The following is a 23682-nucleotide window of genomic DNA, read 5'->3' as shown; positions in this document are numbered from 1 at the left end:
ACGCCGACGCCTGATGCAAGCCCTGCGCGCCGCGGTGCGCTATCACATGAAGTATTCCATGGCCCTGGAGTGGAAAAAAGCGACCAACTACGACATCTTCATGGCGGTGGCGCTGGCGGTGCGCGAGCGCATGATCGACGGCATGATGGCCACCGAGAAGCGCTATCAAAAGCTGCAGGTCAAGCGCGTGTTTTACCTCTCGATGGAATTTCTCATGGGGCAACTGTTGCGCAACAATCTCTACAATCTCGGCATTTATCATTGGGCCTGCAAGGCCGCAGCCAAGATGAAGATCGATTTGGAGGCGATTTGCGACACCGAGCGCGACGCCGCGCTGGGGAACGGCGGCCTGGGGCGGCTGGCGGCCTGTCTGCTCGATTCGATGGCGACGCTCGACATGCCGGGCTTTGGGTACGGCATCAACTATGAGTTCGGCTTGTTCAAGCAGGAAATCGTCAACGGCCACCAGCGCGAGCAACCCGACAGTTGGTCGCGCGAATCCACGCCCTGGCTGATCGAACGCAACGACCGCGCCTGCTTGATCCCGATCTACGGCAAAATGGTCGAAGAGCTCGGCCAGGACGGCAAGCCCAAGTCCGTCTGGCTGGATTGGAAGCTGATCATCGGCGTGCCGCACGACATGCCGATTGTCGGATACGACGGCGAAACCGTCAATTTCCTGCGGCTGTTCACCGCGCGCGCCTCCTCCGAATTCGACATGGAGATCTTCAACCAGGGCGATTATTTGAAGGCCATGGCCGACAAAGTCGCCACCGAGCGCATCTCCAAAGTGCTTTATCCCTCCGATGCGGTGCAATCCGGCAAGGAGTTGCGCCTGGTGCAGGAATACTTCCTGGTCGCCTGCGCCCTGCGTGACATCGTGAGCGCCTACCGCGAGCACTACAAGTCCTTCGACAATTTTCCCGAAAAGATCGCGATGCAGCTCAACGACACGCATCCGGCGCTGGCGGTGGCGGAGATGATGCGGATTCTGCTCGATGAGTACGAGGTGCCGTGGGACAAGGCCTGGCAGATCACGGAATCGATTCTGGGCTTCACCAATCACACGCTGCTGCCGGAGGCGCTGGAGCGCTGGACGATGCCGCTGATGGAGTTGGTGCTGCCGCGGCATCTGCAAATCATTCTCGAGATCAACCAGCGCTTTTTGCAGCAGGTGGCGCGGGTGTGGCCGCATGATGCCGAGCGGGCGCGGCGCATGTCGATCATCGAGGAGGGCGAGCCCAAGCAAGTGCGCATGGCGCATCTGGCGATGATCGGCAGCCACTCGATCAACGGCGTGGCCGAGCTGCACACCGAGTTGGTGAAGAAAACGCTGGTGCCGGATTTCTACGAGCTGTGGCCGCACAAATTCAACAATAAGACCAACGGCGTCACGCCGCGGCGCTGGCTGCAGCAGTCCAATCCGCGCCTGACGGGCTTGCTGAACCGTACCATCGGCGAAACCTGGGTGACGGATCTCGAGCGGCTGCGCGCGCTCGAGCCGTTTGTGGAGGACGCCGCGTTCCAGGAGGAGTTCATGGCGATCAAACGCACCAACAAAGCGCGGCTGGCGCGGGTGATTCAGCACACCAACCATCTCACCGTTTCACCCGACGCGGTGTTCGACATTCAAGTGAAGCGCTTTCACGAATACAAGCGCCAGCTCCTGAATGCGATGCACATCATGCACCAGTATCTCACCATCGTGGAAGACGGCAAAGAGCTGGAGGTGCCGAAGACCTACATTATCGCAGGCAAGGCGGCGCCCGGCTACTTCATGGCGAAGTTGATCATCAAGCTCATCAACAACATCGCCGAGGTGGTCAACCACGATCGCCGCGTGCAGGATCAGATGAAGGTGGTGTTCGTGCCCGACTATCGCGTCTCGCTGGCGGAGAAAATCATGCCGGCCGCGGATTTGAGTGAGCAGATCTCCACTGCCGGCAAGGAGGCCTCCGGCACCGGCAACATGAAATTCGCAATGAACGGCGCGCTCACCATCGGCACGCTCGACGGCGCCAACATCGAGATTCGCGACGAAGTGGGGGCGGAGAACATTTACATTTTCGGCCTCACCGCCGAGCAGGTCGCGGCCATGCGGCAGAATCATTCCTATCAGCCGCAGGACTATTACTTGCGCAGCCCCGCCATCCGGCGCGTGATCGACAGCCTGCGCTCGAACCGTTTCTGCGAGCAGGAGCCTGACCTGTTTCGCCCGATCCACGAGCGACTCATGCAGCCCGGCGAGGAGTATTTTCACATTGCCGACTTCGAATCCTATGCCGAGACGCATCTGCGCGCCGCGCGGGAATACACCGACAAGAAAGTGTGGGCGCGCAAAGCCATTCTCAATGTCGCGCGCATCGGCAAATTCTCCAGCGATCGCACGGTGATGGAATATGCCCGCGATATTTGGGACATTCATCCGCTGCCGCCGGAGGGGGTCGACGAAGACGATTCCACCGACTGAGGAGCGGTGGGCAGCCGGAAAGCCGGCCGGGCGGGGGCCGGCGAAGCGCAGGAGCTTGTTCCTGCGTTGGCTCATCCTGCCATCGCGGATTTTCCGGCCGCCGCTGCACGCCACACAGACAGGCACCGGCTGTGTGGAAAAATGGCAGGGCGAAGAGCATTGCTTTCGCCTGATGCGTCAGCAACGGCCGCCATAAGTTGCTGACGCCGAACAATCAGCAAAACAAAAAGTGCGGTGACCTGAAGCTTGTCCGCAATGACGGCCTTTGCGGCTATTCTGGGGATGATCATGCCAGCCGGTTGTCGCGGCAATGATTATCCTACCTCCTTCCCCGTGAATCCAGGTTTCACCCGACTCCGACAAACCGCTTCCTATTGACACGTCTTGCTGCTTTGCCCCGAATGTGTTGATCATCATTGGCAAATCGCGCCGGCGGCAATTGTTTGTCCGTTCTTCTAATCCGCTGAAGTTTTGGACATTCAAAGCAGAGGGGTCTGCCATGACTCGATTGCGTATTAGCCACCATCCCAGCCTGATTCTATTGGCAACATTTTTCTGCTGCCTGTCAGGCACCACTTTCCTACCGGCGCAAACGATCGTCCTCAACGAATTGCTGGCTTCCAACCAGGCCGTGATTCTGGATGAAGACGGCGAAGCCAGCGACTGGCTCGAGCTGTACAACGCCGGCACGGCACCCGTCAATCTGTCCGGTTACACGATCACCGACAAGGCCGAAGAGCCGGCGCAGTGGGTCTTTCCGGAAGTCACGTTGGCGCCCGCATCATATTTGTTGGTCTGGGCCTCGGGCAAGGACCGGCCGGATCCGGCGCATTTACACACCAACTTCAAACTCGGCGGCAGCGGCGAGTTTCTCGGCCTGTTCGATCCCGCCGGCGTCGTGGTGGACTCGCTCACTTTTGGCGCACAGACCACGGATGTCTCCTACGGCCGGTTGCCGGACGGCAGCGCCACTTTCGTCTTCATGCAGACACCCACGCCGGCAGCCGCCAACCGCGGGGATACACCGCCGGAGACCAACCTGACCTTCTCCCAGCCCCAGGGCGTCTATCAGGGCAGCGTGACGGTGGCGCTGAGCACTAATCATCCCACCGGCGAAATCCGCTACACCCTCACCGGTGACGAACCCACCGCACAAACCAGCCGCTACACGCAACCGTTGACCTTCACCCGCACCACTGTGCTGCGCGCGCGGGTGTTTGCCGGCGGCGAAGCGCAGACTCGCATTATCTCGGGCACGTACATTCTGAACGACCGGCCCAATCTACCGATCATCGTGGTTGCCACTGCACCCGCGAACCTGTGGGATGCTGAGATTGGCATCTACGTCAACCCGCAAGGCGAAGGCGACGCCTGGGAACGGCCGGTCGATGTCGCGCTCATCGAAAACGGCGTCACGCAATTCGCCGCGCCCGCCGGCATTCGCATTCACGGCAACAGCTCGCGCGTCGACGCCAAGAAGAGCCTGCGGCTGTATTTTCGCAGCGACTATGGCCAAAGCACGCTGGATTACCGCGTCTTCCCGCAGAAGCCCATCGACAAATTCAAGCGACTCGTGCTCTATGCGCCCTCCGGCGATCAAGCCACCGGCAGCGGGACCTTTACGATGGTCAACGATGCCTTGACGCATTCTCTTTGGCATGAAGTCGGCGGCGCCATCTCGGCGTTTCGCCCGGCGGCGCTCTATCTGAATCATGAGTATTGGGGAGTCTATTGGATCCGTGAGCGCATCGACGACGAGTACATCGAATCCAATTACGGCATCACCGACATGGACTTGCACCGCTCGCAGTGGGGCACTTCCGAGCCGGAGCTGCGTGAAGGCGATGCCGTGTTTTGGGACGAGACCTTTGCCTTTTTCGAACAGAACGATCTGCGCGTGCCGGCGAATTACGAACGCGTCAAGAGCCGTTATGCCGACCTCGAGAATTTCACCGATTATCACATCATGAACATTTTCGGCGCGAACTGGGACTGGCCGCACAACAACCTCGACCGCTGCCATGATCGCGCCGGCGACCCGCGCTGGTTTTGGATCATGTGGGACACGGGCGCGGCCTGGCGGCACGCCTCGCCCGACCACCCCACCCTGGCATGGGCCACGCGCGACCAAGTTCGCACCGACATCAAATTCAACGACGATGAAAGCCTGCTGTGGAGCACGCTGATGCTGCGCCGGCTGTTGGCCAACGGGGAATATCGCCGGTATTTCATCAACCGCTTCGCCGATCTCATCAACACCACGCTTGCCAGCCGGAATGTCGAATCCCATCTCAACCGGCTCGTGGCGCTGATCGCACCGGAAATGGAGCGCGAGTTGACGCGCTGGGGCAGCGAAGATCACAGCGTATGGGAGCGCAACCTCAACGCGGTGCGGAATTTCATTCACGAGCGGCCGGCCTATCAACGCGAGCAACTCATGCAGAAATTCGGTTTGTCCGGCATGGCCACGGTCTCGATTCTGCCGGCGGAAGGCGAAGGCCAAGTGACGCTCAATACGATCACGCCGGTTGACCTGCCCTGGCAGGGCGAATACTTCCGCGGCATTCCCCTCACCGTCAAGGCAACGCCCAGTCCCGGCTACGCTTTCGAACGCTGGAGCGATGCCAGCCTGCCGGCGAAGGCCGAAATCTCCCTCACCCTCAACCGCGACCTCGCACTACAGGCGATCTTCAGCACGGAAACCGACACCTTTTTCATCTCCGAGCTAAGGATCGGGCCGGTGACCGCCAATGCCGCCACCATCGTGTGGCGCACCAACAAGGCGGCGCAGACGCAAATCGAATACGGCACGACGGCAGCCTACGGCCAGCAAACGCCCTGGACCAGCACGTTTCTCACCCGTCACGAAATCACCTTGTCAGGTTTGACGCCGGACACGCGCTATCATTTTCGTGTGCGCAACCGCGACCGCGAGGGCAACGAAGTGAACTCCGCTGACAGTGTGTTCACAACGCTGGCGTTCACACCGGTGCGCGTGGCGGCGCGGGTCGAGATCGATCCGCACAATGAATGGGAATTTTTCACCTGCCGCGTGTTCAATCTGTCGGAAGTCGCGCGCCTCACCCAGGTGGAGATCGCCGGCCAGGACGAAAGCGCGTTCGATCTCTTCCGCAACGGTAACAGCTTTACGGTGACCCCCGACGTGGAAGAGAACAATGATAACGTCACCTCCCAGGCAGTGACGCTCACGTTTGCCGGCGGCGGCCTGGCCCCGGGCGCGAGCGACAGCAACGGCGAAGACAATGATTTGGATTGGCTGACGCGGCGGGTGCAAATCACCGTTCATTTCGATGACGGTAACGTGCTCTCCGGCGAGGCGATGAATGAGGGCGACACGGATGACGGCAATCCGGATTTGTGGGCGGTTGATCTCTCGCTCAACGGCGTGCCGGAGGTCAAACGGGGAGAAACCTCGGTGGCCGCCAGCTCCGCACTGCCGCGGGCCTTCGCGCTGGCGCCGAATTACCCGAATCCGTTCAATTCCGGCACGCTGTGGCCGCTGGATTTGCCGGAGAACGGATTGTTGCGCGCGGTGATTTACAACTTGCAGGGCCAGCGCGTCGCCGAGTTATCCGACCAACGCTGGCAAGCGGGCCGGCACACGCTGCGTTGGGAAGGCAAAGACAGCGCGGGACGGACGGTGAGCAGCGGCATCTATCTGTTGCGGCTGTTTTTTGAAGGAGAATCCGGCAGCCGGCAAGTGGTGACGCGGCGGCTGGTGTTCTTGCGCTGAGGCACGATTGATGATGAAAATTACAAAGCCCCGTGGTCACACCGCGGGGCTTTGTTGTTTTGCGCGCCAACAAAGGATGGACAGGATTAACAGGATTCACTGGATTTTTGTTTTTGATCGCAACCCGCGCGCATTGACCGAACCACACAATCCTGTCAATCATGTGAATCCGGTCGATACCCCGCATGATTCGTCCAATGTTGGAAGTCGACGCTATTTCGAATTCACAAAAACCCCGCACGCCAGCAGCGCCAGGACCGCACCGAAGTAGAACGGCGCTGCCGGTCCGAGATAACTCCACAACAGCCCGGCCACGGTGCTGGCCAGCAGAGTGATCACGCCGGTGACGGTGTAGAACAAGCCCAGCGCCGTGCCCCGCCTTTCCGCCGGCACCAAGCCCGCGATGTAAGCCTTGCCCACGCCCTCACTCATCGCCATGTACAAGCCATACAGCGGAAACAACAACCACAGCCAGGCAGCGTGTCCGGCGCGGCCGAAACCGGCATAGATCAATGCGAATAGCAAGAACGAAGCAGCGAGCAATGGTCGCGCGCCGAAGCGGTCGGCAAGTTTGCCGAGCGGGAAGGCAAGCAGAGCATAGACGGCATTGAAGACCACAAACAGCAGCACGGCAGCGCTGGTGGAATAGCCGAGCGCTTGTGCCCGCAGGATGAGAAACGCGTCGGAGCTGTTGCCCAGCGCAAACAGGGCACTGGCCAGCAAGAATTTCTTGAAGGCGGGATCGCATTGCCGCCACTTCAGAAGTTCCGCCGCCGGCAGATTGCCGGCGCTGCGCTGCGGTTCGCGCACCAACGCGATCAGCAGCAACACCGCCAGCAGCGCGGGCACCGCGGAAATCAAGAAGATTGTACGATAATCGTTCTGCAAAATCTGCAGCAAGGCCAGCCCGAGCAGCGGGCCGAGCACCGCGCCGGCGGTGTCGAGTCCGCGATGCAAACCGAACGCGGCGCCGCGCTGATGGGCAGCAGTGGAATCGGCGATGAGCGCATCGCGGGCGGCGGTGCGCAGGCCCTTGCCGGCGCGATCGACGAAGCGCGCGAGCAAAACCTGCGGCCAGGCGGCGGCCAGCGCCAGCAAGATCTTGGCAACTGCCGCGAGCGTGTAGCCGCCGGTAACGAAACGTTTGCGCGATTGCCAGCGATCGGACAGCCAGCCGGAAAAGACCTTCAGCACGCTGGCCGTGGCTTCGGCAATGCCTTCAATCAAACCGACGATGGCCACCGGCGCGGCCAGCACGGTGGTGAGAAATATCGGGATGATGGGATAAACCATCTCCGCTGCCATGTCGTTCAGCAGGCTCACCACGCCGAGCGTGACGACATTTCTGCGGCCGGCCGGCGGCGAGGCGGAAGGCGCGGCGGACGCGGGAGGCGCCGGCCTGTGGCGGCTTTGTGCTTGACTTTTCACAGGTGGTTTGGCTTATTGACGGCCATATTGATTTTCGGAGGAAGCTTTCAGCAGGCGCGAACTGGCGGCATGCCTGCCCGGCGCTGCGCACCGGCACCCAGGGCTTGTCGCATCACTGCCATCCCAAAGAGGAATCCAATGCCACGCCAGCTTGCCACGCCGTTGCTGTTGATCTGCCTGCTCGCGTTGGCGCGCGGGGCCAACGGGCAACAAAATAACGCGAATGAAGCTGCCACGCAAGCCGCAAAGAGTGAAGTGCGCGTGCCGGGTGCACTTTACGTTCGCGGCGGATTGCATCGCTTCTTCTTCGGCGCGCATTATCGTGATGTCTGGGCTGCGCCGGTGACCGTGCCGGTTCTCGATCTGGCGAATTTTGCCGGCGGCCTGACCCCTTCAAAAAAAGGCGGTGGTCTGCAAACCAAGTCACTGCGTTTCAAATCCGGAGACGGCCGCGAGTTTGCCTTTCGCTCGCTGGACAAAGACCCGAGCAAAACTTTGCCGCCGGAGTTGCACGAAACCGTGGCCGCCGACATCATCCAGGATCAGATCAGCAGCGCGCATCCTTACGCCGCGCTGGTGGTGCCGGCCATTGCCGAAGCTGCGGGCGTGTTGCATGCCAATCCCCTGCTCGTCATCATGCCGGATGATCCACGCCTGGGAGAATTCCGGCAGGAGTTTGGCGGGCTGCTGGGCATGATCGAAGAGCGGCCGGCGGATGGCCCCAACGGCGAAACCGGCTTTGCCGGCTCCAAAAAAATCGTCGGCAGCGATGATCTCTTCGTGGAACTGCAGGAAGACAACGACGACTATGTGGAGCCGCGCGCCTATTTGCGCGCGCGGTTGCTGGATATTTTTCTCGGCGATTGGGATCGCCATCCCGATCAGTGGCGCTGGGCGCGCTTCAGCGAGGGCACCAAAAAGATTTGGCTGCCGATTCCGCGCGACCGCGATCAGGCCTTTGCCAAATTCGACGGCCTGCTGCCCGCGTTTGCCGAACGGCGCTACGTCGTCAAACAACTCGAGAATTTCGCCAAGCAGGAACCCGATATCGTGAGCCTGACCCACTCCGGCCGCCACACCGACCGCAAATTTCTGAACCGGCTGTCGTGGCCGGAATTCCAGCAGGTGACGGAGGCGTTTGTCGCCGGCCTCACTGATTCCGTGCTGGCATATGCCGTAAGACAATTGCCCCCGGCGGTGTATGAAATCAACGGGCCGGAGTTGGAGCAGAGGCTGAAGCAACGCCGCAATCACATGCCCGAGGCGGCGCGGCAATACTATCGCCTGCTCGCGGAGCATGTCGAGATCAAAATGAGCGACAAACCGGAGTATGCCGAAATCGACCGCAGCATGAAAGATCAGGTCACGGTCAAAATCTTCAAGTACGATGATGAATCCGGCGAAAAGAAAGATGACCTGTTGTTTCAGCGTACCTTCTTTCGCAATGAGACCAAGGAATTACGCCTGTTCCTGATGGGCGGCCGGGACAAAGCGGTGGCGCGCGGCCACGCCGGCACAGGCATTACCGTGCGCCTGATTGGCGGCGCGGGCGAAGATGAATTCGTCAATGAAGCCGGCGGCGCAACCGTCATCTATGATGTCGCCGGCACGACCCGGGTCAGTGGCACCGGCATGCGCCGGCAGCTCGGCACGAGCGATTCCCTCGTCAATCGCCACGAGGACAAACCCGCCCGGCCCGACTATGGCGGAGAGGCCAGGCCGATTCCGTTTTTGGCCTACACTCCTGATGACGGCCTGTTCCTCGGTCACGGCCAAGCCTGGTATCATTACGCCTTTCGCAAACATCCCTATGACTACAAGATGACGCTGCGCGGCAATCTGGCCTTTGCCACCGGCGCATTTCGGCTGCGCTACACCGCTGACCTCGTGGATGTGATCAAGCACGTTCGCTTCGGTCTGGAGGCCGGTGCCACGGTGCCGCGTGAAGTGCGCAATTTTCACGGCTTCGGCAACCAGTCGCCGCGCGCGGTGGCGCAGGCGGGAACAACCAATCTCACTGATTATTATCGTGTGCGCACGCACGAATACTGGCTGCAACCTTCCTTGCGCTGCGATTTGTTGCCGTATTTGCACGCCAGCGTGGCCGGCGCTCTGAAATACACTGACACGGATGCGGAAGAAAACACCTTCGTCCGGCAGACCCGGCCTTTCGGCGTGACCATCAACGGCTTGGCAGAGTTGAGCAGCCGCCTGGAGTTGGATTTGCGCGACCGGCCGGTGGCCACCACCCGCGGCTTGTACGCCAGCAGCCGGGTGGCGCACGTGCCGGCGGTATTCGACAACAACAGCGCTTTCACCAAGGGTGCGGCGGAATTGCGGCTTTACTATTCACCGTTGTCGCGGTTGACGCTGGCGCTGCGCACCGCCGGCGAAAAAATATGGGGCGAGGCGTTTCCTTATTACGAGGCGGCCTATGCCGGCGGCAATGCCTCGGTGCGGGGGTTCCGGCGGGAACGCTTTGCGGGCGAAGCCGCCGCCATCGGCAACGCTGAGTTGCGCGCTTATCTCGTGCGCACCAAAATCGTCTTTCCCACCGATTTCGGCCTCTTTGTTTTTGGAGATGCCGGCCGTGTTTGGTTTGAATCCCAAAGTCCGGGCGGCTGGCACACGAGCCTGGGCGGCGGTTTGTGGCTGGCGCCGATCTATCGCACTTTCACGTTTTCTGTCGGAATTGCAGGCTCGGCCGAGGGGAAACTGGTCACGGCTGGTGGCGGCTTCATGTTTTGATTCGCGAGAAGCGCGTCATTTCACGCTTAACCTCAACAAAGACAAAAAGCACGCGCGTGGCGAGGGATTAAACCTTGACTCTGACGCGGCTTCTTTTATATTAGTGCGCTGCCGTTCAGCAAACGTCGAGCCAAGAATTAATGGACTGCAACATTTCCGATTATTATGTCGATCTCCATTGAAGAAACAAGGCATCTCGCCCGGCTCGCCAAGCTCACTTTCAGTGAAGAGGAGCTGGCCCGTCTCGCTCGGGAATTGGATGCCATCGTAGGCTACGTGGAACAGCTCAAAGAGCTCAACGTGGAGAACGTGCCGGCCACGGCGCATGTGCTCGACCTCTGCAACGTCTTTCGCGAAGACCGGGTGGCGCAGGACAACTCAGTGGAAGAAATTCTGCAAAATGCGCCCGCGCACAAGCTCGGCTATTTCTCGGTGCCGAAAGTCATCGGCTAGGCCCGCCCGTTCCGCGCGGCGGGCATGATCAACGCCTGCGCTTTCCTGGTCGCCGCATTCCGTCGCAGGCCGGCTCGGACACCAAGCATGAGGCTGCGGCTGGCTGGCTGGCGCCGGCAGCGTGTGATCCCGACCGATTGACCAAATGGCACGACCGCCGGCGGCGCACATGATTTGGCAAGAGATTGATCAACACGAACTGCAACGAACCGATCCTGACCGGGTGTGGCCATGAATGTTCTCGGTGTGATTCCGGCCCGTTTTGCTTCCACGCGTTTTCCCGGCAAGCCGCTGGCGCGCTTGCTGGACCGTCCGATGATTCAATGGGTGTATGAACGCGCCAGCCAGTCCGCGACGTTGAGTGCGCTGTGGGTGGCGACCGATGACCGCCGCATCGCAGCAGCGGTGGAGGGATTTGGCGGCCGCGCGATCATGACGCGCGAGGATCATCCCAGCGGCAGCGACCGCATCGCCGAAGTCGCTGCCAGAATGGCTCCCTTGCCGGATCTGGTGGTGAACATTCAGGGCGACGAGCCGCTCATCGATCCGCGCGCCATCGATCTGGCGGTCAGCGTGGTGTTGAGCGATGCCACTGCCGAATTCAGCACCCTGGCCTGTCCGATCACGCGGGCCGAGGAACTGCAGGATCCCAACGTCGTCAAAGTGGCGCTGGCGCAGGATCACACCGCGCTTTACTTTTCCCGCTCTCCCATCCCCCATTGCCGCGACTGCCGCTCCGGCCGGGAGTGGCTGGAGCACTACCAGTATCTGAAACACATCGGCGTTTATGTTTTCCGGCGTGAGCTGTTGCTGAAGTTCGTCAAGTGGCCGCCCGGCCATCTCGAGCGGGTGGAACGCCTCGAGCAACTGCGCCTGCTCGAGCGTGGCATCAAAATTCATGTGGCGCGCACCGAATATGACGGAAGGAGTATCGACACCCCCACAGACCTCGAGGCGCTGACGCGCGATTTGTCGACCAAAAGCCGTTGAACCCATCGCACCCTCAACCAGGAAAGAAATCTTGATTCCCAGCAAGAACACCAAGTATCTGTTCATCACCGGCGGCGTGGTTTCGGCTTTGGGGAAAGGTGTAGCCTCGGCAGCCATCGGCGTGTTGCTGAAAGCGCGAGGGCTCAAGGTGACCATGCTCAAACTGGATCCCTACATCAACATCGATCCCGGCACCATGAGTCCCTATCAACACGGCGAAGTGTTTGTCACCAATGATGGCGCGGAAACCGATCTTGACCTGGGCCACTACGAGCGGTTCATCGAAGTGGACATGTCGCGGAAGAACAATGCCACCACCGGCCAAATCTATTACACCGTGATCACCAAGGAACGCCACGGCGACTATCTCGGCAACACGGTGCAGGTGATTCCGCACATCACCGATGAAATCAAGAGCCGCATCCTCGACGTCGCGCGCGACAATGGCGTTTATGACGTCGTCATTACCGAAGTGGGCGGCACCGTCGGTGACATCGAGAGCCTGCCGTTTCTGGAGACCATCCGCCAGTTTCGCCTGGAGGCCGGCGTCGAAAACTGCGTCAACATCCACCTGACGCTGGTGCCCTACATCCGCGCTTCCGGCGAGTTGAAGACCAAGCCGACCCAGCATTCGGTGATGAAGCTGCGCGAGATCGGTATTCAGCCGGATATTCTGCTCTGCCGCGTCGACGGCCATCTCTCGCTCGATTTGCGTAAGAAGATCGGCTTGTTCTGCAACGTACCGGCGGAATGCGTCATCGAAGCGCGCGACGTGTCTTCGATCTATGAAATTCCGCTCATCTTCGAAGAACAGGGCTTGGGCGCGATTCTCGAGCAGCGCCTGCAACTGCAGCGCGGCGAGCTCGGCGGCCGGCGCGTCGATCTCGATGCCTGGCGGCAGTTGGTTGACAAAATCAAAGGCCCGCGCCATACCGTCAACATCGCCATGTGCGGCAAGTACGTCGGGCTGAAGGACTCCTACAAGAGCATCGTCGAGGCCTTTGTGCATGCCGGCGTCGCCAACGACGCCCACGTCGAGCTGCATTGGATCGACACCGAGAAGGTGGAACAGAGCGGCATTCCCGAGAGCTTCAACAGCATGCACGGCATGGTGGTCTGCCCCGGTTTCGGCAGCCGGGGAGTGGAAGGCAAAATCAAGATGATTCAAGCCTGCCGCGAGCGCAAAATGCCGTTTCTGGGCATTTGCCTGGGGCTGCAATGCGCGGTGATCGAATTCGCGCGCCATGTATGCGGCCTGCCCGGCGCCAACAGCACGGAATTCGACGAGCAGACGCCAACCCCGGTGATCGACAGGATGGAGACGCAAGTCAACATCAAGCAAATGGGCGGCACCATGCGGCTGGGCGCGTATCGCTGCGAAGTGAAGCCGGGCAGCCGCGCGCAGCAGGCGTATCAAACCGGCACCGTTCACGAGCGGCACCGCCATCGCTGGGAGGTCAACAATCGCTACTTGCCGCAGTTGATCGAGCGCGGCTTGCAGGTCAGCGGCGTGAATCCCGAAACCAAGCTGGTCGAAATCATGGAACTGACAGGCCACCCCTGGTTCGTTGGCGTGCAGTTTCATCCGGAATTGCGCTCGCGCGCTTTGCATCCGCATCCGCTGTTTCGCGATTTCGTCGCGGCGGCATTGAAGTTCGCGGGGAAGTGAAGACCGGCAGCGCAGAGAGCCGGCTACCGGTCTTTCTGCTGCAACCGTTGTCCCGCAAGACCAGGAGGACGCCCGAGGTTGAACACCGATCAGGTTCTCGAGTCCTTGCGCAAGCACCGCCAGACACTCAGAACCGACTTTCGCATTGTGAGATTGGGTCTCGTCGGTTCCTTTGCCCGGGGCGAACAAGCGAAAGAGAGCGATATCGACCTGTTGGCTGAGTTCGAACCCGGCACCGATGATCTCTTTGACAAGAAAATGAAGTTGCGGGATCAATTGAGAGCCTCTTGCCATCGGCAAGTCGGTATCTGCCGGGAGAAGGACGTGCAGCCTCACCGCAACAGCCGCCTTTTGCAAGAGGCGATTCATGTTTGAGAAGGAACAGGAAGGCTATTCCTCCTCCGTTGGCGTGCAGTTTCATCCGGATTTGCGCTTGTGCGCTTTGTTAGTTTGAGGATCGCTCGTTCATGACTCGTACCATCGAAATCGGAAAAATCAAACTCGGCGGTGAGCATCCGCTGGTGTTGATCTGCGGGCCGTGCGTCATCGAAGATGAAAAAACCATGATGACGGCCGCCGAGCACATTTGCGGCATCGCGGCCAAAGTCGGCCTGCCGCTGATTTTCAAATCGTCCTATCTCAAGGACAATCGTTCTTCCGAACTGAGCTATCAGGGTCCGGGCTTGCGCGCCGGGCTGGCGCTGCTGCGCCGCATCAAGGAGCAGTTCGACGTGCCCGTGCTTTCCGATATTCACGACGCGCATGATGCCGAGGCCTGCGCCGAAGTTTTGGATGTGATCCAGATTCCGGCGTATCTCTGCATGCAAACCACGCTCACCCTGGCGGTCGCCAAAACCGGCCGCGTGGTCAATGTCAAGAAAGGCCAGTTTCTCGATCCCGACGACCTGCGCAACGTCATCGGCAAAATCGAGCGCGCCGGCAACCGCAACATCATCCTGACGGAGCGCGGCGCCTGCCACGGTTATCACGATCTCGTGGTCGATATGCGCGCGCTGGTGACCATGCGCAGTCTCGGCTACCCGGTCATGTTCGATCCCACGCATTCGGTGCGCGTTTACGGCCTGCCCTCATCGAACCCGGCGGGCGGTAAACCGCATTTCGTGCCGGCGCTGACGCGCGCCGCCATGGCCGCCGGCTGCGAAGCCTTGTTCATTGAAGCCCATCCCAATCCCGCGGAGGCAAAATGCGACGCCGCCAGCCAATGGCCGATCGCCAAGCTGGAAGCGCTGCTGACGCAGGCGAAAGCCATCGCGGACATGACCAGGAAGTTTTGGTGAGAGCGGATCACGTGCCGGCGCAGCAGCAAACGCTCATGCCCAACTTGCTCGACATCGCCCGTGAGGTCCTCCGCATCGAGGCCGAGGCCGTGGCCGCGTTGGCGCCTCGTCTCGATGCCAGCTTCGAGGCCGCAGTGGAATTGCTTTACTCTTGCCGCGGCCGGGTGATCGTCTCGGGCATCGGCAAGAGCGGGATCATCGCCCAGAAAATCGCGGCCACGCTCTCCAGCACCGGCACCGCGGCGATGTTCATTCATCCCGCGGAAGCGGCGCACGGCGACCTCGGCATGGTGATGCCCGGCGACGTGGTGATCTGCATTTCCAAAAGCGGCACGACCAACGAATTTCATTTGCTGCTGCCGCTGTTCAAACGTCTGGGAATTCCCATCCTGGTGATGACGGCCAACCGCCATTCGCCGCTGGCCGAGCGCGCCGATGTGATTCTGGACATCAGCGTGAAACGCGAGGCTTGCCCGCATGATCTCGCGCCCACGGCCAGCACCACCGCCACCCTGGCCCTGGGTGACGCGCTGGCGGTCGCGTTGCTGGAGAAACGCCATTTCACCCAGGCGGATTTTGCGCTGCGCCATCCCGGCGGCACGCTCGGCCGCAAGCTGCTGCTGCGCATCGACGACATCATGTACAGCGGCGATCGCGTCGCGCGCGTGGGCTTGACCGCCACGCTGGAAGAAGTCATTTTGGAAATCACCAGCAAGCGCTTTGGCGCCACCTGCGTGGTCGCGGCCGACGGCAAGCTCGCCGGCATCGTCACCGACGGTGATTTGCGGCGGCTGCTGCGCCGCCGCCAAGCCGTGTATGATCTGGCCGCGCAGCAGATCATGACACCACATCCCAAAACCGTGCCGCTGGGCACGCTGGCGGCCAATGTGCTCGAGATCATGGAAGAGCACGACATCATGCAGATGATCATCGTCGATGCCGAGCAGTGCCCGGTCGGCATGCTGCATTTGCATGATTTGTTGAAGGCGGGCGTGGCCTAGCGCGAGGGCGTGGTCGCCTCGGCAGAACAGCGAGGGGGACAAGATTCCTCTGTCCCCATCGCAGTAAGGAGTCCAGGCGGCGCAGGGCGCAAGGCTGTCTCAGCGCGGCTTTCGGGTTTCTCATCATACAAAGAAAATGGAGGGTAACATGGCGAGTGAAAATCTACGGAGCGGGGTTGCCTGTGCGATAGTGGTCTGTCTCGCTCTGACCTTGCCCGCGGCGGTCTTGTCGCAGGGTCTTCCAGAAGTCAAAACCACACCAACACAGAGGGAGCAAATCATGCCGAAGGAGCTGCTGCAGTCTCTCGTGGGTTCCTGGCAGGGCACCTGCCAGACCTGGTTTGAACCCGGCAAACTTGCCGACGAATCCCAAGTCCAGGGCGAAATCCGGCCGCTGCTCGATGGCCGTTTCTTCCGTCACACCTACGCGGGCATGATGCAAGGCAAACCGCGGCACGGCGAGGAGACGATTGCGCTGAATACCATCACGCAGCGGTTCCAAATCGTGTGGGTTGATGATTTCCACATGAACTATGCCATCATGTTTTCGGAAGGCGAAGCGACCGCGCGGGGCTTCGAGGTGATGGGAAAATATGATGCCGCTCCCAATGTGCCGCAATGGGGCTGGCGAACCGTTTTCGAGTTGATCGACCAAGATCATCTCACGATCACGGCCTACAATGTTACGCCCGAGGGGGAGGAAGCCAAGGCGGTGGAAACGAAGTACACCCGCATCAAACCATGAGCAGCAAGCCGGCCGGCAACGGCCGTGAAAATTCGATCAATCGGGAGCGCGCCCCATCGTCGCCGTGAATCGCAAGCCACTGCTGAAGAGAATCAAGAATAGCGGCCTCTATTGGTTCATTCGAATGCTGTTGGGGCTGATGCGGCGCCTGCCGCGGCGACCGGCGCTGGCGTTGTTTGAGCGGCTGGGGCTGCTCGCCTTTCGGCTGCTGCGGCGCGAGCGCGAGAAAACGCTGCGGCACTTGCGGCTGGCGTTGGGCGGCGAGCGTTCCGAGGCGGAGATCACGGCGCTGGCCCGGGAGTGTTTCCGTTATCTCGGCCGCAATGCCGCCGAGGCCGTGCGCTTGCCGCAGCTTCGGCGCGCCGGCCTCGAGCGCTACGTTTCCTTCACCGGCCGCGAGCATCTCGAGGCCGCGCTGGCCAAGGGCCGCGGCGTAATTTGCATCACCGGCCACCTGGGCTGCTGGGAATTGATGGCGGCGTTCATTGCGCAGCATTTTCCGCTGGCGGTCGTCGGCACCGCGCTTTACGATCCGCGCCTCGATGCCATTCTGGTGAGAGAGCGCGAGCGGGCCGGCTATCGCAACATCCCGCGCAATGCCGGCGCGGCGCGCGAAATCCTGCGCTGGCTCAAGGCCGGCGGCGTGCTCGGCATCTTGATCGATCAAGACACGCGCGTCGACGGTGAGTTCGTCGATTTCTTCGGGCAGCCGGCCTACACGCCGGCCGGGCCGGTGGTGTTCGCGGAGCGCACCGGCGCGCCGGTGGTGCCGCTGGCAATTTGGATGAATGAGGATTTTTCCCACACGGTGGCGATCAGACCGGAGATTCCGCTGCAGCCGCAACAACGCGCCGAGAACGTACAGCGCTGCTCGCAGGCAGTCGAGGCCTTCATTCGCGCACACCCCGCGCAATGGGTGTGGATGCACGAACGTTGGAAAACCAAACCGCAGCCGTGATCAACCTGCGGACCGCGGGTCATTGCTCTTATGATGAAAAAAATCTGCCTGGCAATTTTCGCTGCCGTCCTGCTGCTCGCCGGCTGCCAGTCGTCCCCGCAGACCGCCACGACGGACAAGGCCTTCGACGGCCCGGATCAGGAGGGCTGGAACAGCAAAGTCACGGTGACCAGCACCGGCCGCATTGCGGCGATCGTGCAATACGGCCACATGGCGAAGTATTCCAAGGATCGCCGCGTCCTGTTCGATGACGGCGTGGTGGTTGACTTTTACGGCAAGAAGGGCGAACATTCTTCCAAGCTCACTTCGGCGCGCGGCATCCTGCACGAAAACAGTAACGACGTCGAGGCGCTCGGCAACGTGGTGGTGGTCTCGGACAGCGGCACGACCCTGCGCACCGAGAAACTGCGCTGGCTCAACCAGCGCGAGAAGATCGTGAGCGAGGAGTTCGTCACCATCACCACCGCCAAGGGCGACACGCTGCACGGCCACGGCTTCGAGTCGGATGCCACCATGAGACAATGGTCGATCCGCAAGCTCTCCGGCGTCAGCAAGAAGAAAGTCAATTTGCCGAATCGCTAGGGTGCCGTTGCCGGGATTTCGTAGTCCTGCCCCCTGGTGGGGCATTGCTCCAACCCTTGAATTTGTTGGCTACGACAGCGACCCACAAAAGATCGGGACTGCAAAGAATGAAGGCTGTGCGGATGAGTAGGACTCACAAAAGCCCGCCGCGGCTGCCGGCCCTCTTCCTGCTCGGCATGGTTTCGTTGAGCCTGGCGCAAACCGGCACCGGGCCGCTGAAATTGCAACATGCCGACTCCGGCCGCTCGGTGATCGAAGCCGGCGTGACGGTGATGGAGTTGATCGGCAATGTCCGCTTCACGCAGGACAGCCTGCAGGTGTCGTGCGATCGCGCGCGGCGGATTCCCGACCGCAACTTGATCGAGCTGATCGGCAATGTCGACATTCGTGAAGGCCACAAGTGGTTGCGCGCTGACCGTGTCAACTATTTCGAGAATCTGCGCGTGCAGGAGGCCCTCGGCCAGGTGCAGATGGGCGACCGCACCAGCCGGTTGTCTGCCCGCAAGCTGATCTATTACGAGCGCGACAGCCTCGCCCTCGCCGAGCAGGAAGTCGTGCTGCTTCATCACGAGAAGCGCGTGCAGCTTACCTGTGGCCGGGCGGAATATCGTCGTGGCAGCGGCTACGCCAGAGCCACGCTCGCGCCCGTGCTGATCGAGTTCGACTCACTCGGCAGCGAGCGCATGCGCCTCACCGGGGAGACGATCGAAATGTACGGCGGCGGCAGCCGCGCGCAAGTCACGGGCAACGTCGAAATCCTCCGCCAGGGCACGCGCGCCACTTGCGGCGAAGCGGAGTATTTCCGCGATGAAAAGAAAATCGAGTTGCGCCAAACGCCGGTGGCTTGGCGCGAAGGCGAGGAAACCCGCGGCGAGGCCATCACGCTCTTCTTCAACGACGATCAGCAGCTCGAAAAATCCGTGGTCGCCGGCAAGGCCACGGCCACCTCCACGTTGGAGGCGCGGCGCGACGGCCAGCGCCTCAACGCCCTGGCAGGAGGCCGGATCACAACGTACTTCCGGAACGAACAGGCCGAACGCCTTGAAGTCGAAGAGGCGGCCACCAGCGTCTATTATGTGATCGAAGACGGCAAGGAAAAGGGCATGAATCGCGTGCAGGGTGATCGCATCACCTTGTTTGTGGCCGGCCAGGAGTTACAGCGCGTGGTGGTGCAAAGCAACCCGGGCATTTCGAACGGCCGGTTCGAGCCGCCGGCCAGCGCGCCGGCAGACAGCAGCGGCCGCGGCGCGCGCGCGCCCAATTGAGCACGGTTACCCAACCGCGGCATTGCCGCAGCCGGCAACACGCCGGCGGGATCAAAGCATACTTATGTTGCGTTCAGAGCGACTGGTAAAAATCTACAACAAGCGCCGTGTCGTCAATCAGGTCTCCATCGAGGTCAAACAGGGAGAAATCGTCGGCCTGTTGGGACCGAACGGCGCGGGCAAGACCACGACGTTTTACATGATCACCGGCATGATCCGGCCGACGGAGGGCAAGATCTTCCTGGAGGAGATCGAGGTCACGACCATGCCGATGTATCGCCGCGCCAAGCTGGGCGTGGGCTATTTGTCGCAGGAACCCAGCATCTTCCGGCGCTTGACGGTGGCTGAGAACATTCTGGCGATTTTGGAGACGCTGCCGCTTTCGGCGCGGGCGCGACAGCAGCGCCTGGCCGAGTTGCTGGAGGAACTGGCGATCGCGCATCTCGCCAAGAATTACGCCTACACGCTGTCCGGCGGCGAGCGCCGCCGCGTGGAGATCACCCGGGCGTTGGTGACCAATCCCAAATTCATCCTGCTGGATGAGCCGTTTGCGGGCGTGGATCCCATCGCGGTGGAGGACATTCAGGAGATCGTGCGGGGCCTGAAGCGCCGCGGCATCGGCGTGCTGATTACGGATCACAATGTGCATGAGACGCTTTCAATCACTGACCGCGCCTATTTGCTTTATGAGGGCACGGTCTTGAAGTCCGGCACCACCGAGTATCTCGCCAATGATCCGGAAGCGCGCAAGCTGTACTTAGGAGACAAGTTTCGTCTGGATCGATGAAAGGAATTTCGGAGAAGCGTGTGACATGTTGAATCTATCCCAAAAGCTGAGCCAGCAACTTCGGCAGTCGCCGCAGCAAGTCTTGCTGTCTTCCCTGCTGCAATTGCCGACGATCATGCTCGAGCAAAAGCTGCGCATGGAGATCGAACAGAATCCCCTGCTCGAAGTCATCGATGACATGGAGATGGAGACCGAGCAGGAACAGGACGAGGAGATGGCGCTCGAGCAGAAGGAAGAGGAGCCCCCGGAACCGGAGATCGAGCCCGCCGCCACCGCCGAGGAACCCGAAAAAGAGGAGATTGAGAAGGACGATGTTGACTGGGAGGCGATTCTGGGCGACGAGGAAAACTACGAGTACCGTGCCCCGCGCGACAACAGCGTGGAAGTGTACGAGCAGCAGGAAGCCTCGCCTGAAACTTTGCCCGAGCACCTGCTGACCCAGTTGCACATGCAGCGGCTGGATGAAGAAGAAATCACCATCGGCGAATACCTCATCTGGAACATCAACGAAGACGGCTACCTTGCCTGCTCGGTGGAATTGGTGGCGCAAAACCTGGGCACCCCCGTCGAAAAGGTCGAGTCGGTGCTGCGCCAGATTCAACATTTCGACCCGGTCGGCATTGGGGCGCGCAATCTGCAGGAATGCCTGCTGATCCAACTCGAAGACAAGGTGCCGCGCCACGAGTTGGCCCTCAAGATCGTCAAGAACTGCTTCGACGATTTCACCAACAAGCGCTTCGAAAAAATCGCCAAGAAGCTGGAAATCAGCCTGGATGAAATCAAAGAGGCGATGGAGGAAATCACCCAGCTCAATCCCAAACCCGGCGAGGGCTATTTCTCGGCGCAGGACAATGCCATTGTGCCCGACTTGACGGTGGAGCGCGACGGCGAAGAGTTCCGCATCATTCTGCATGATTCCAACGTGCCGCATCTGCGCATCAACAATCGTTACAAGGACATTTTGCTCAAGAATGCCAAGAACCGCCAGCAGGCGCGCGAGGCGCGCGAGTTCGTGAAGAAACGGCTGGAGTCGGCGCGCTGGCTGATCAACTCCATTCACCAGCGCCGCCTCACCATCCTGCGGGTGATGGAGGCGATCGTGCAGAAGCAGCGTGAGTTCTTCGAGAACGGCAAGCAATACATCAAGCCGATGATCTTGAAGGACATCGCCGACGAGATCGGCATGGACATTTCCACCGTCTCGCGCGTGACCAACGGCAAATACGTGCAAACCGAGCACGGCGTGTTCGAATTGAAATATTTCTTCAGCGAAGGATTGAAATCGGATGACGGCGATGAAGTTTCCAACCGCCGCATCAAGCAGCGCATCCAGGAAATCATCACCGCCGAGGATCCCAACAAGCCGCTCAACGACCAGACCATCGCCAACATTCTCAAGCGCGAGAATTTCAACGTGGCGCGGCGCACGGTGGCCAAATACCGCGAGCAAATGATGATTCCGGTTTCGCGTTTGCGCCGGAAAATTTGAGGCCGCCGTGACCGCCGGCGGCAACCAACAACTGCGACAGTCATCACCCAAAGGGCAACCATGCTTCCCGTAATTCACGCCACCACGATCCTGGGCGTTCGCCACAAGAACAGTTGCGCGCTGGCGGGCGATGGCCAGGTCACTTACGGCGATACCGTCCTCAAAATGAACGCGCGCAAGATCCGCCGCTTGTACAAAGACACGGTGCTGGTGGGGTTTGCCGGCGCCGCCGCCGATGCCTTCGCGCTGTTCGAGAAATTCGAAGAGCGCCTGGAGAAATTCCGGGGCAATCTCAGCCGTGCCGCCGTCGAGCTGGCGAAAGAATGGCGTACCGACCGCTATTTGCGCCGCCTGGAAGCGCAACTGGTGGTGATGGACAAGGAGAAGACTTTCGTGATTTCCGGCACCGGCGACGTGATCGAGCCGGATGACGGCATCATCGCGATCGGCTCGGGCGGCGGCTATGCCATGGCCGCGGCGCGTGCCCTGGTGCGCTACTCCAACCTGTCGGCCAAGCAAATCGTGGAAGAGGCGATGATGCTGGCCGCCGACATTTGCATTTACACCAACAAAAGCCTCATGATCGAAGAACTCAATTATGGATGATGCCACGGTGATATCACCCGCTCGCACACTGGAAGAAATGGCCAAGCTCACGCCGCGCGAGATCGTAGCGGAGCTGGACAAGTATATTATCGGCCAGGATCGGGCCAAGCGTTCGGTTGCAATCGCGCTGCGCAATCGCTGGCGCCGGCAGCACGTGCCGGAGCACCTGCGCGAAGAGATCATGCCGAACAATATCATTCTCATTGGCCCCACCGGCGTGGGCAAGACCGAAATCGCGCGCCGGCTGTCGCGCCTGGCCAAGGCGCCGTTCATCAAAGTCGAAGCCTCCAAGTTCACCGAAGTCGGTTACGTCGGCCGCGACGTTGAATCCATGATCCGCGACCTCACCGACCTCTCGGTGGCGATGGTGCGCTCCGAGAAAACCGCGGCGGTGCAGGAACAGGCAGAAAAGCTGACGAACGAACGGTTGCTCGATCTCTTGTTACCCAACCTGCGGCCGCGGCGCAAGTCCGCGGCGGCCCGCGACCACAACGAACACGGCGAGGAAGCTGCGATCAGCGAGGAGGAAAGCGAGAACGAGCTGGAGCAGCGGCGGCAGCGCACGCGCGACAAAATGCGCGAACAACTGCTCGCCGGCAAACTCGAAGAGCGCCTGGTCGAACTCGACGTCGCCGCCGACAGCATGCCGATGATGCAGGTGATCTCGCCCATCGGCGTCGAGGAGCTCGGCCTGAATCTGCAGGACCTGGTGGGCAACATGCTGCCCAAGAAGATGAAGCGCCGCAAGATGACGGTGACCGAGGCGCGCGCGCATCTCATCCAGGAAGAGGCCAGCAAGCTGATCGACATGGACCAGGTGGTGAAGGAAGCGATCGTGCGCGTGGAAAACAGCGGCATCGTCTTTCTCGATGAAATCGACAAGGTGGCGGGCAGCAAAAACACCGTCGGCCCGGATGTCTCGCGCGAGGGCGTGCAGCGGGACTTGCTGCCGGTGGTGGAAGGCACCACTGTCTTCACCAAATACGGCATGGTGAGAACCGATCACGTGCTGTTCATCGCCAGCGGCGCGTTTCATATTTCCAAACCCTCGGATCTCATTCCCGAGCTGCAGGGCCGCTTCCCGATTCGCGTCGAGTTGGAAAGCCTGACCGCCGAGGACTTTGTCCGCATTCTCACCGAGCCCAAGAACGCGCTGCTCAAGCAATACATCGCCCTGCTGGCCACCGAAGGCGTGGAGTTGGAGTTTGAAGAGCAGGCGGTGCGGGAAATTGCGGAAACCGCCTATCACGTCAACGAAAAGACCGAGAACATCGGCGCGCGGCGGCTGCACACCGTGTTGAGCGCCCTGCTGGAAGACATTCTCTTCGAAGTGCCCGAAACCAGAACGGGCAAAATCACCATCACTGCCGGCATGGTGCAAGCGACGTTCAAAAAGATCAGCGAAGATCCGGATTACAGCCGCTACATCCTATAGGATT

The 23682-nt window shown here is 60.7% G+C and carries 19 protein-coding genes; 17 read left to right on the top strand and 2 right to left on the bottom strand.

All coding sequences use genetic code 11. The features are described 5' to 3' along the window. Positions 1–13: 13 nt before the first annotated feature. A complete protein-coding gene (locus L6R21_24495) occupies positions 14–2470 on the top strand; it encodes a glycogen/starch/alpha-glucan phosphorylase (GenBank protein MCK6562371.1) in 2457 nt (818 codons plus the stop codon). A 71-nt stretch (positions 2471–2541) separates the two neighbouring features. Here L6R21_24495 and L6R21_24490 read toward each other — a convergent pair whose 3' ends face one another. Further along, the gene (locus L6R21_24490; protein ID MCK6562370.1) at positions 2542–2760 is read right to left on the bottom strand and encodes a hypothetical protein; all 219 of its coding nucleotides are present in this window, start codon (positions 2758–2760) and stop codon (positions 2542–2544) included. Positions 2761–2969: 209 nt separating this feature from the next. Between L6R21_24490 and L6R21_24485 the strand changes: the two genes are divergently transcribed. Then, positions 2970–6224: a CotH kinase family protein gene (locus tag L6R21_24485; GenBank protein ID MCK6562369.1), complete on the top strand. Its 3255-nt coding sequence runs from the start codon at positions 2970–2972 to the stop codon at positions 6222–6224. Positions 6225–6437: 213 nt separating this feature from the next. On the opposite strand, the gene L6R21_24480 is transcribed toward L6R21_24485, so the two are convergent. Then, the gene (locus L6R21_24480; GenBank protein ID MCK6562368.1) at positions 6438–7652 is read right to left on the bottom strand and encodes an MFS transporter; all 1215 of its coding nucleotides are present in this window, start codon (positions 7650–7652) and stop codon (positions 6438–6440) included. A 138-nt stretch (positions 7653–7790) separates the two neighbouring features. On the opposite strand from L6R21_24480, the gene L6R21_24475 reads away from it, so the two are divergent. The 15 genes from L6R21_24475 to hslU all read left to right on the top strand — a co-directional run bounded on the left by L6R21_24475 (position 7791) and on the right by hslU (position 23678). Continuing rightward, positions 7791–10400: an outer membrane protein assembly factor gene (locus L6R21_24475; protein ID MCK6562367.1), complete on the top strand. Its 2610-nt coding sequence runs from the start codon at positions 7791–7793 to the stop codon at positions 10398–10400. A 165-nt stretch (positions 10401–10565) separates the two neighbouring features. Then, positions 10566–10853 (top strand): Asp-tRNA(Asn)/Glu-tRNA(Gln) amidotransferase subunit GatC, encoded by a 288-nt coding sequence (gene gatC / locus L6R21_24470; protein MCK6562366.1) that lies wholly within the window; start codon positions 10566–10568, stop codon positions 10851–10853. Positions 10854–11084: 231 nt separating this feature from the next. Beyond that, positions 11085–11843 (top strand): 3-deoxy-manno-octulosonate cytidylyltransferase, encoded by a 759-nt coding sequence (gene kdsB, locus L6R21_24465; GenBank protein ID MCK6562365.1) that lies wholly within the window; start codon positions 11085–11087, stop codon positions 11841–11843. Between the two features lie 34 nt (positions 11844–11877). Beyond that, positions 11878–13512, top strand: a complete 1635-nt coding sequence (locus L6R21_24460) for a CTP synthase (GenBank protein ID MCK6562364.1) — start codon at positions 11878–11880, stop codon at positions 13510–13512. A gap of 78 nt (positions 13513–13590) precedes the next feature. Further along, entirely contained in the window at positions 13591–13887 is a 297-nt protein-coding gene (locus L6R21_24455; protein MCK6562363.1) for a nucleotidyltransferase domain-containing protein, read from the top strand. A gap of 92 nt (positions 13888–13979) precedes the next feature. Then, positions 13980–14810 (top strand): 3-deoxy-8-phosphooctulonate synthase, encoded by an 831-nt coding sequence (gene kdsA / locus L6R21_24450; protein ID MCK6562362.1) that lies wholly within the window; start codon positions 13980–13982, stop codon positions 14808–14810. 35 nt (positions 14811–14845) lie between these two features. Beyond that, complete coding sequence (locus L6R21_24445; protein ID MCK6562361.1) at positions 14846–15811, top strand: KpsF/GutQ family sugar-phosphate isomerase; 966 nt, start codon at positions 14846–14848, stop codon at positions 15809–15811. 280 nt (positions 15812–16091) lie between these two features. Next, positions 16092–16556 (top strand): DUF1579 domain-containing protein, encoded by a 465-nt coding sequence (locus L6R21_24440; protein ID MCK6562360.1) that lies wholly within the window; start codon positions 16092–16094, stop codon positions 16554–16556. A gap of 64 nt (positions 16557–16620) precedes the next feature. Then, a complete protein-coding gene (locus L6R21_24435) occupies positions 16621–17514 on the top strand; it encodes a lysophospholipid acyltransferase family protein (GenBank protein ID MCK6562359.1) in 894 nt (297 codons plus the stop codon). 30 nt (positions 17515–17544) lie between these two features. Beyond that, the gene (gene lptC / locus L6R21_24430; GenBank protein MCK6562358.1) at positions 17545–18096 is read left to right on the top strand and encodes an LPS export ABC transporter periplasmic protein LptC; all 552 of its coding nucleotides are present in this window, start codon (positions 17545–17547) and stop codon (positions 18094–18096) included. A gap of 122 nt (positions 18097–18218) precedes the next feature. Next, entirely contained in the window at positions 18219–19361 is a 1143-nt protein-coding gene (locus L6R21_24425) for a hypothetical protein (GenBank protein MCK6562357.1), read from the top strand. A 64-nt stretch (positions 19362–19425) separates the two neighbouring features. Further along, on the top strand, positions 19426–20148 hold the full coding sequence (lptB, locus tag L6R21_24420) for an LPS export ABC transporter ATP-binding protein (GenBank protein ID MCK6562356.1): 723 nt from the start codon (positions 19426–19428) through the stop codon (positions 20146–20148). 25 nt (positions 20149–20173) lie between these two features. Further along, on the top strand, positions 20174–21637 hold the full coding sequence (gene rpoN / locus L6R21_24415; protein ID MCK6562355.1) for an RNA polymerase factor sigma-54: 1464 nt from the start codon (positions 20174–20176) through the stop codon (positions 21635–21637). 60 nt (positions 21638–21697) lie between these two features. Next, complete coding sequence (hslV, locus tag L6R21_24410; protein MCK6562354.1) at positions 21698–22243, top strand: ATP-dependent protease subunit HslV; 546 nt, start codon at positions 21698–21700, stop codon at positions 22241–22243. A gap of 37 nt (positions 22244–22280) precedes the next feature. After that, complete coding sequence (gene hslU, locus L6R21_24405) at positions 22281–23678, top strand: ATP-dependent protease ATPase subunit HslU (protein MCK6562353.1); 1398 nt, start codon at positions 22281–22283, stop codon at positions 23676–23678. The last annotated feature ends 4 nt before the right edge of the window (positions 23679–23682 follow it).

The organism is bacterium, from assembly GCA_023150945.1.
GTDB lineage: Bacteria > Zhuqueibacterota > Zhuqueibacteria > Zhuqueibacterales > Zhuqueibacteraceae > Coneutiohabitans.
This window is presented reverse-complemented; position numbering and strand designations above follow the sequence as displayed.

Coding starts and splice junctions, on each gene's coding strand:
- L6R21_24495 (MCK6562371.1), top strand. CDS start 14: ATGCAAGCCCTGCGCGCCGCGGTGCGCTATCACATGAAGTATTCCATG.
- L6R21_24490 (MCK6562370.1), bottom strand. CDS start 2,760: ATGATCATCCCCAGAATAGCCGCAAAGGCCGTCATTGCGGACAAGCTT.
- L6R21_24485 (MCK6562369.1), top strand. CDS start 2,970: ATGACTCGATTGCGTATTAGCCACCATCCCAGCCTGATTCTATTGGCA.
- L6R21_24475 (MCK6562367.1), top strand. CDS start 7,791: ATGCCACGCCAGCTTGCCACGCCGTTGCTGTTGATCTGCCTGCTCGCG.
- gatC (MCK6562366.1), top strand. CDS start 10,566: ATGTCGATCTCCATTGAAGAAACAAGGCATCTCGCCCGGCTCGCCAAG.
- kdsB (MCK6562365.1), top strand. CDS start 11,085: ATGAATGTTCTCGGTGTGATTCCGGCCCGTTTTGCTTCCACGCGTTTT.
- kdsA (MCK6562362.1), top strand. CDS start 13,980: ATGACTCGTACCATCGAAATCGGAAAAATCAAACTCGGCGGTGAGCAT.
- L6R21_24445 (MCK6562361.1), top strand. CDS start 14,846: ATGCCCAACTTGCTCGACATCGCCCGTGAGGTCCTCCGCATCGAGGCC.
- L6R21_24440 (MCK6562360.1), top strand. CDS start 16,092: ATGCCGAAGGAGCTGCTGCAGTCTCTCGTGGGTTCCTGGCAGGGCACC.
- lptC (MCK6562358.1), top strand. CDS start 17,545: ATGATGAAAAAAATCTGCCTGGCAATTTTCGCTGCCGTCCTGCTGCTC.
- L6R21_24425 (MCK6562357.1), top strand. CDS start 18,219: ATGAGTAGGACTCACAAAAGCCCGCCGCGGCTGCCGGCCCTCTTCCTG.
- lptB (MCK6562356.1), top strand. CDS start 19,426: ATGTTGCGTTCAGAGCGACTGGTAAAAATCTACAACAAGCGCCGTGTC.
- rpoN (MCK6562355.1), top strand. CDS start 20,174: ATGTTGAATCTATCCCAAAAGCTGAGCCAGCAACTTCGGCAGTCGCCG.
- hslV (MCK6562354.1), top strand. CDS start 21,698: ATGCTTCCCGTAATTCACGCCACCACGATCCTGGGCGTTCGCCACAAG.
- hslU (MCK6562353.1), top strand. CDS start 22,281: ATGGCCAAGCTCACGCCGCGCGAGATCGTAGCGGAGCTGGACAAGTAT.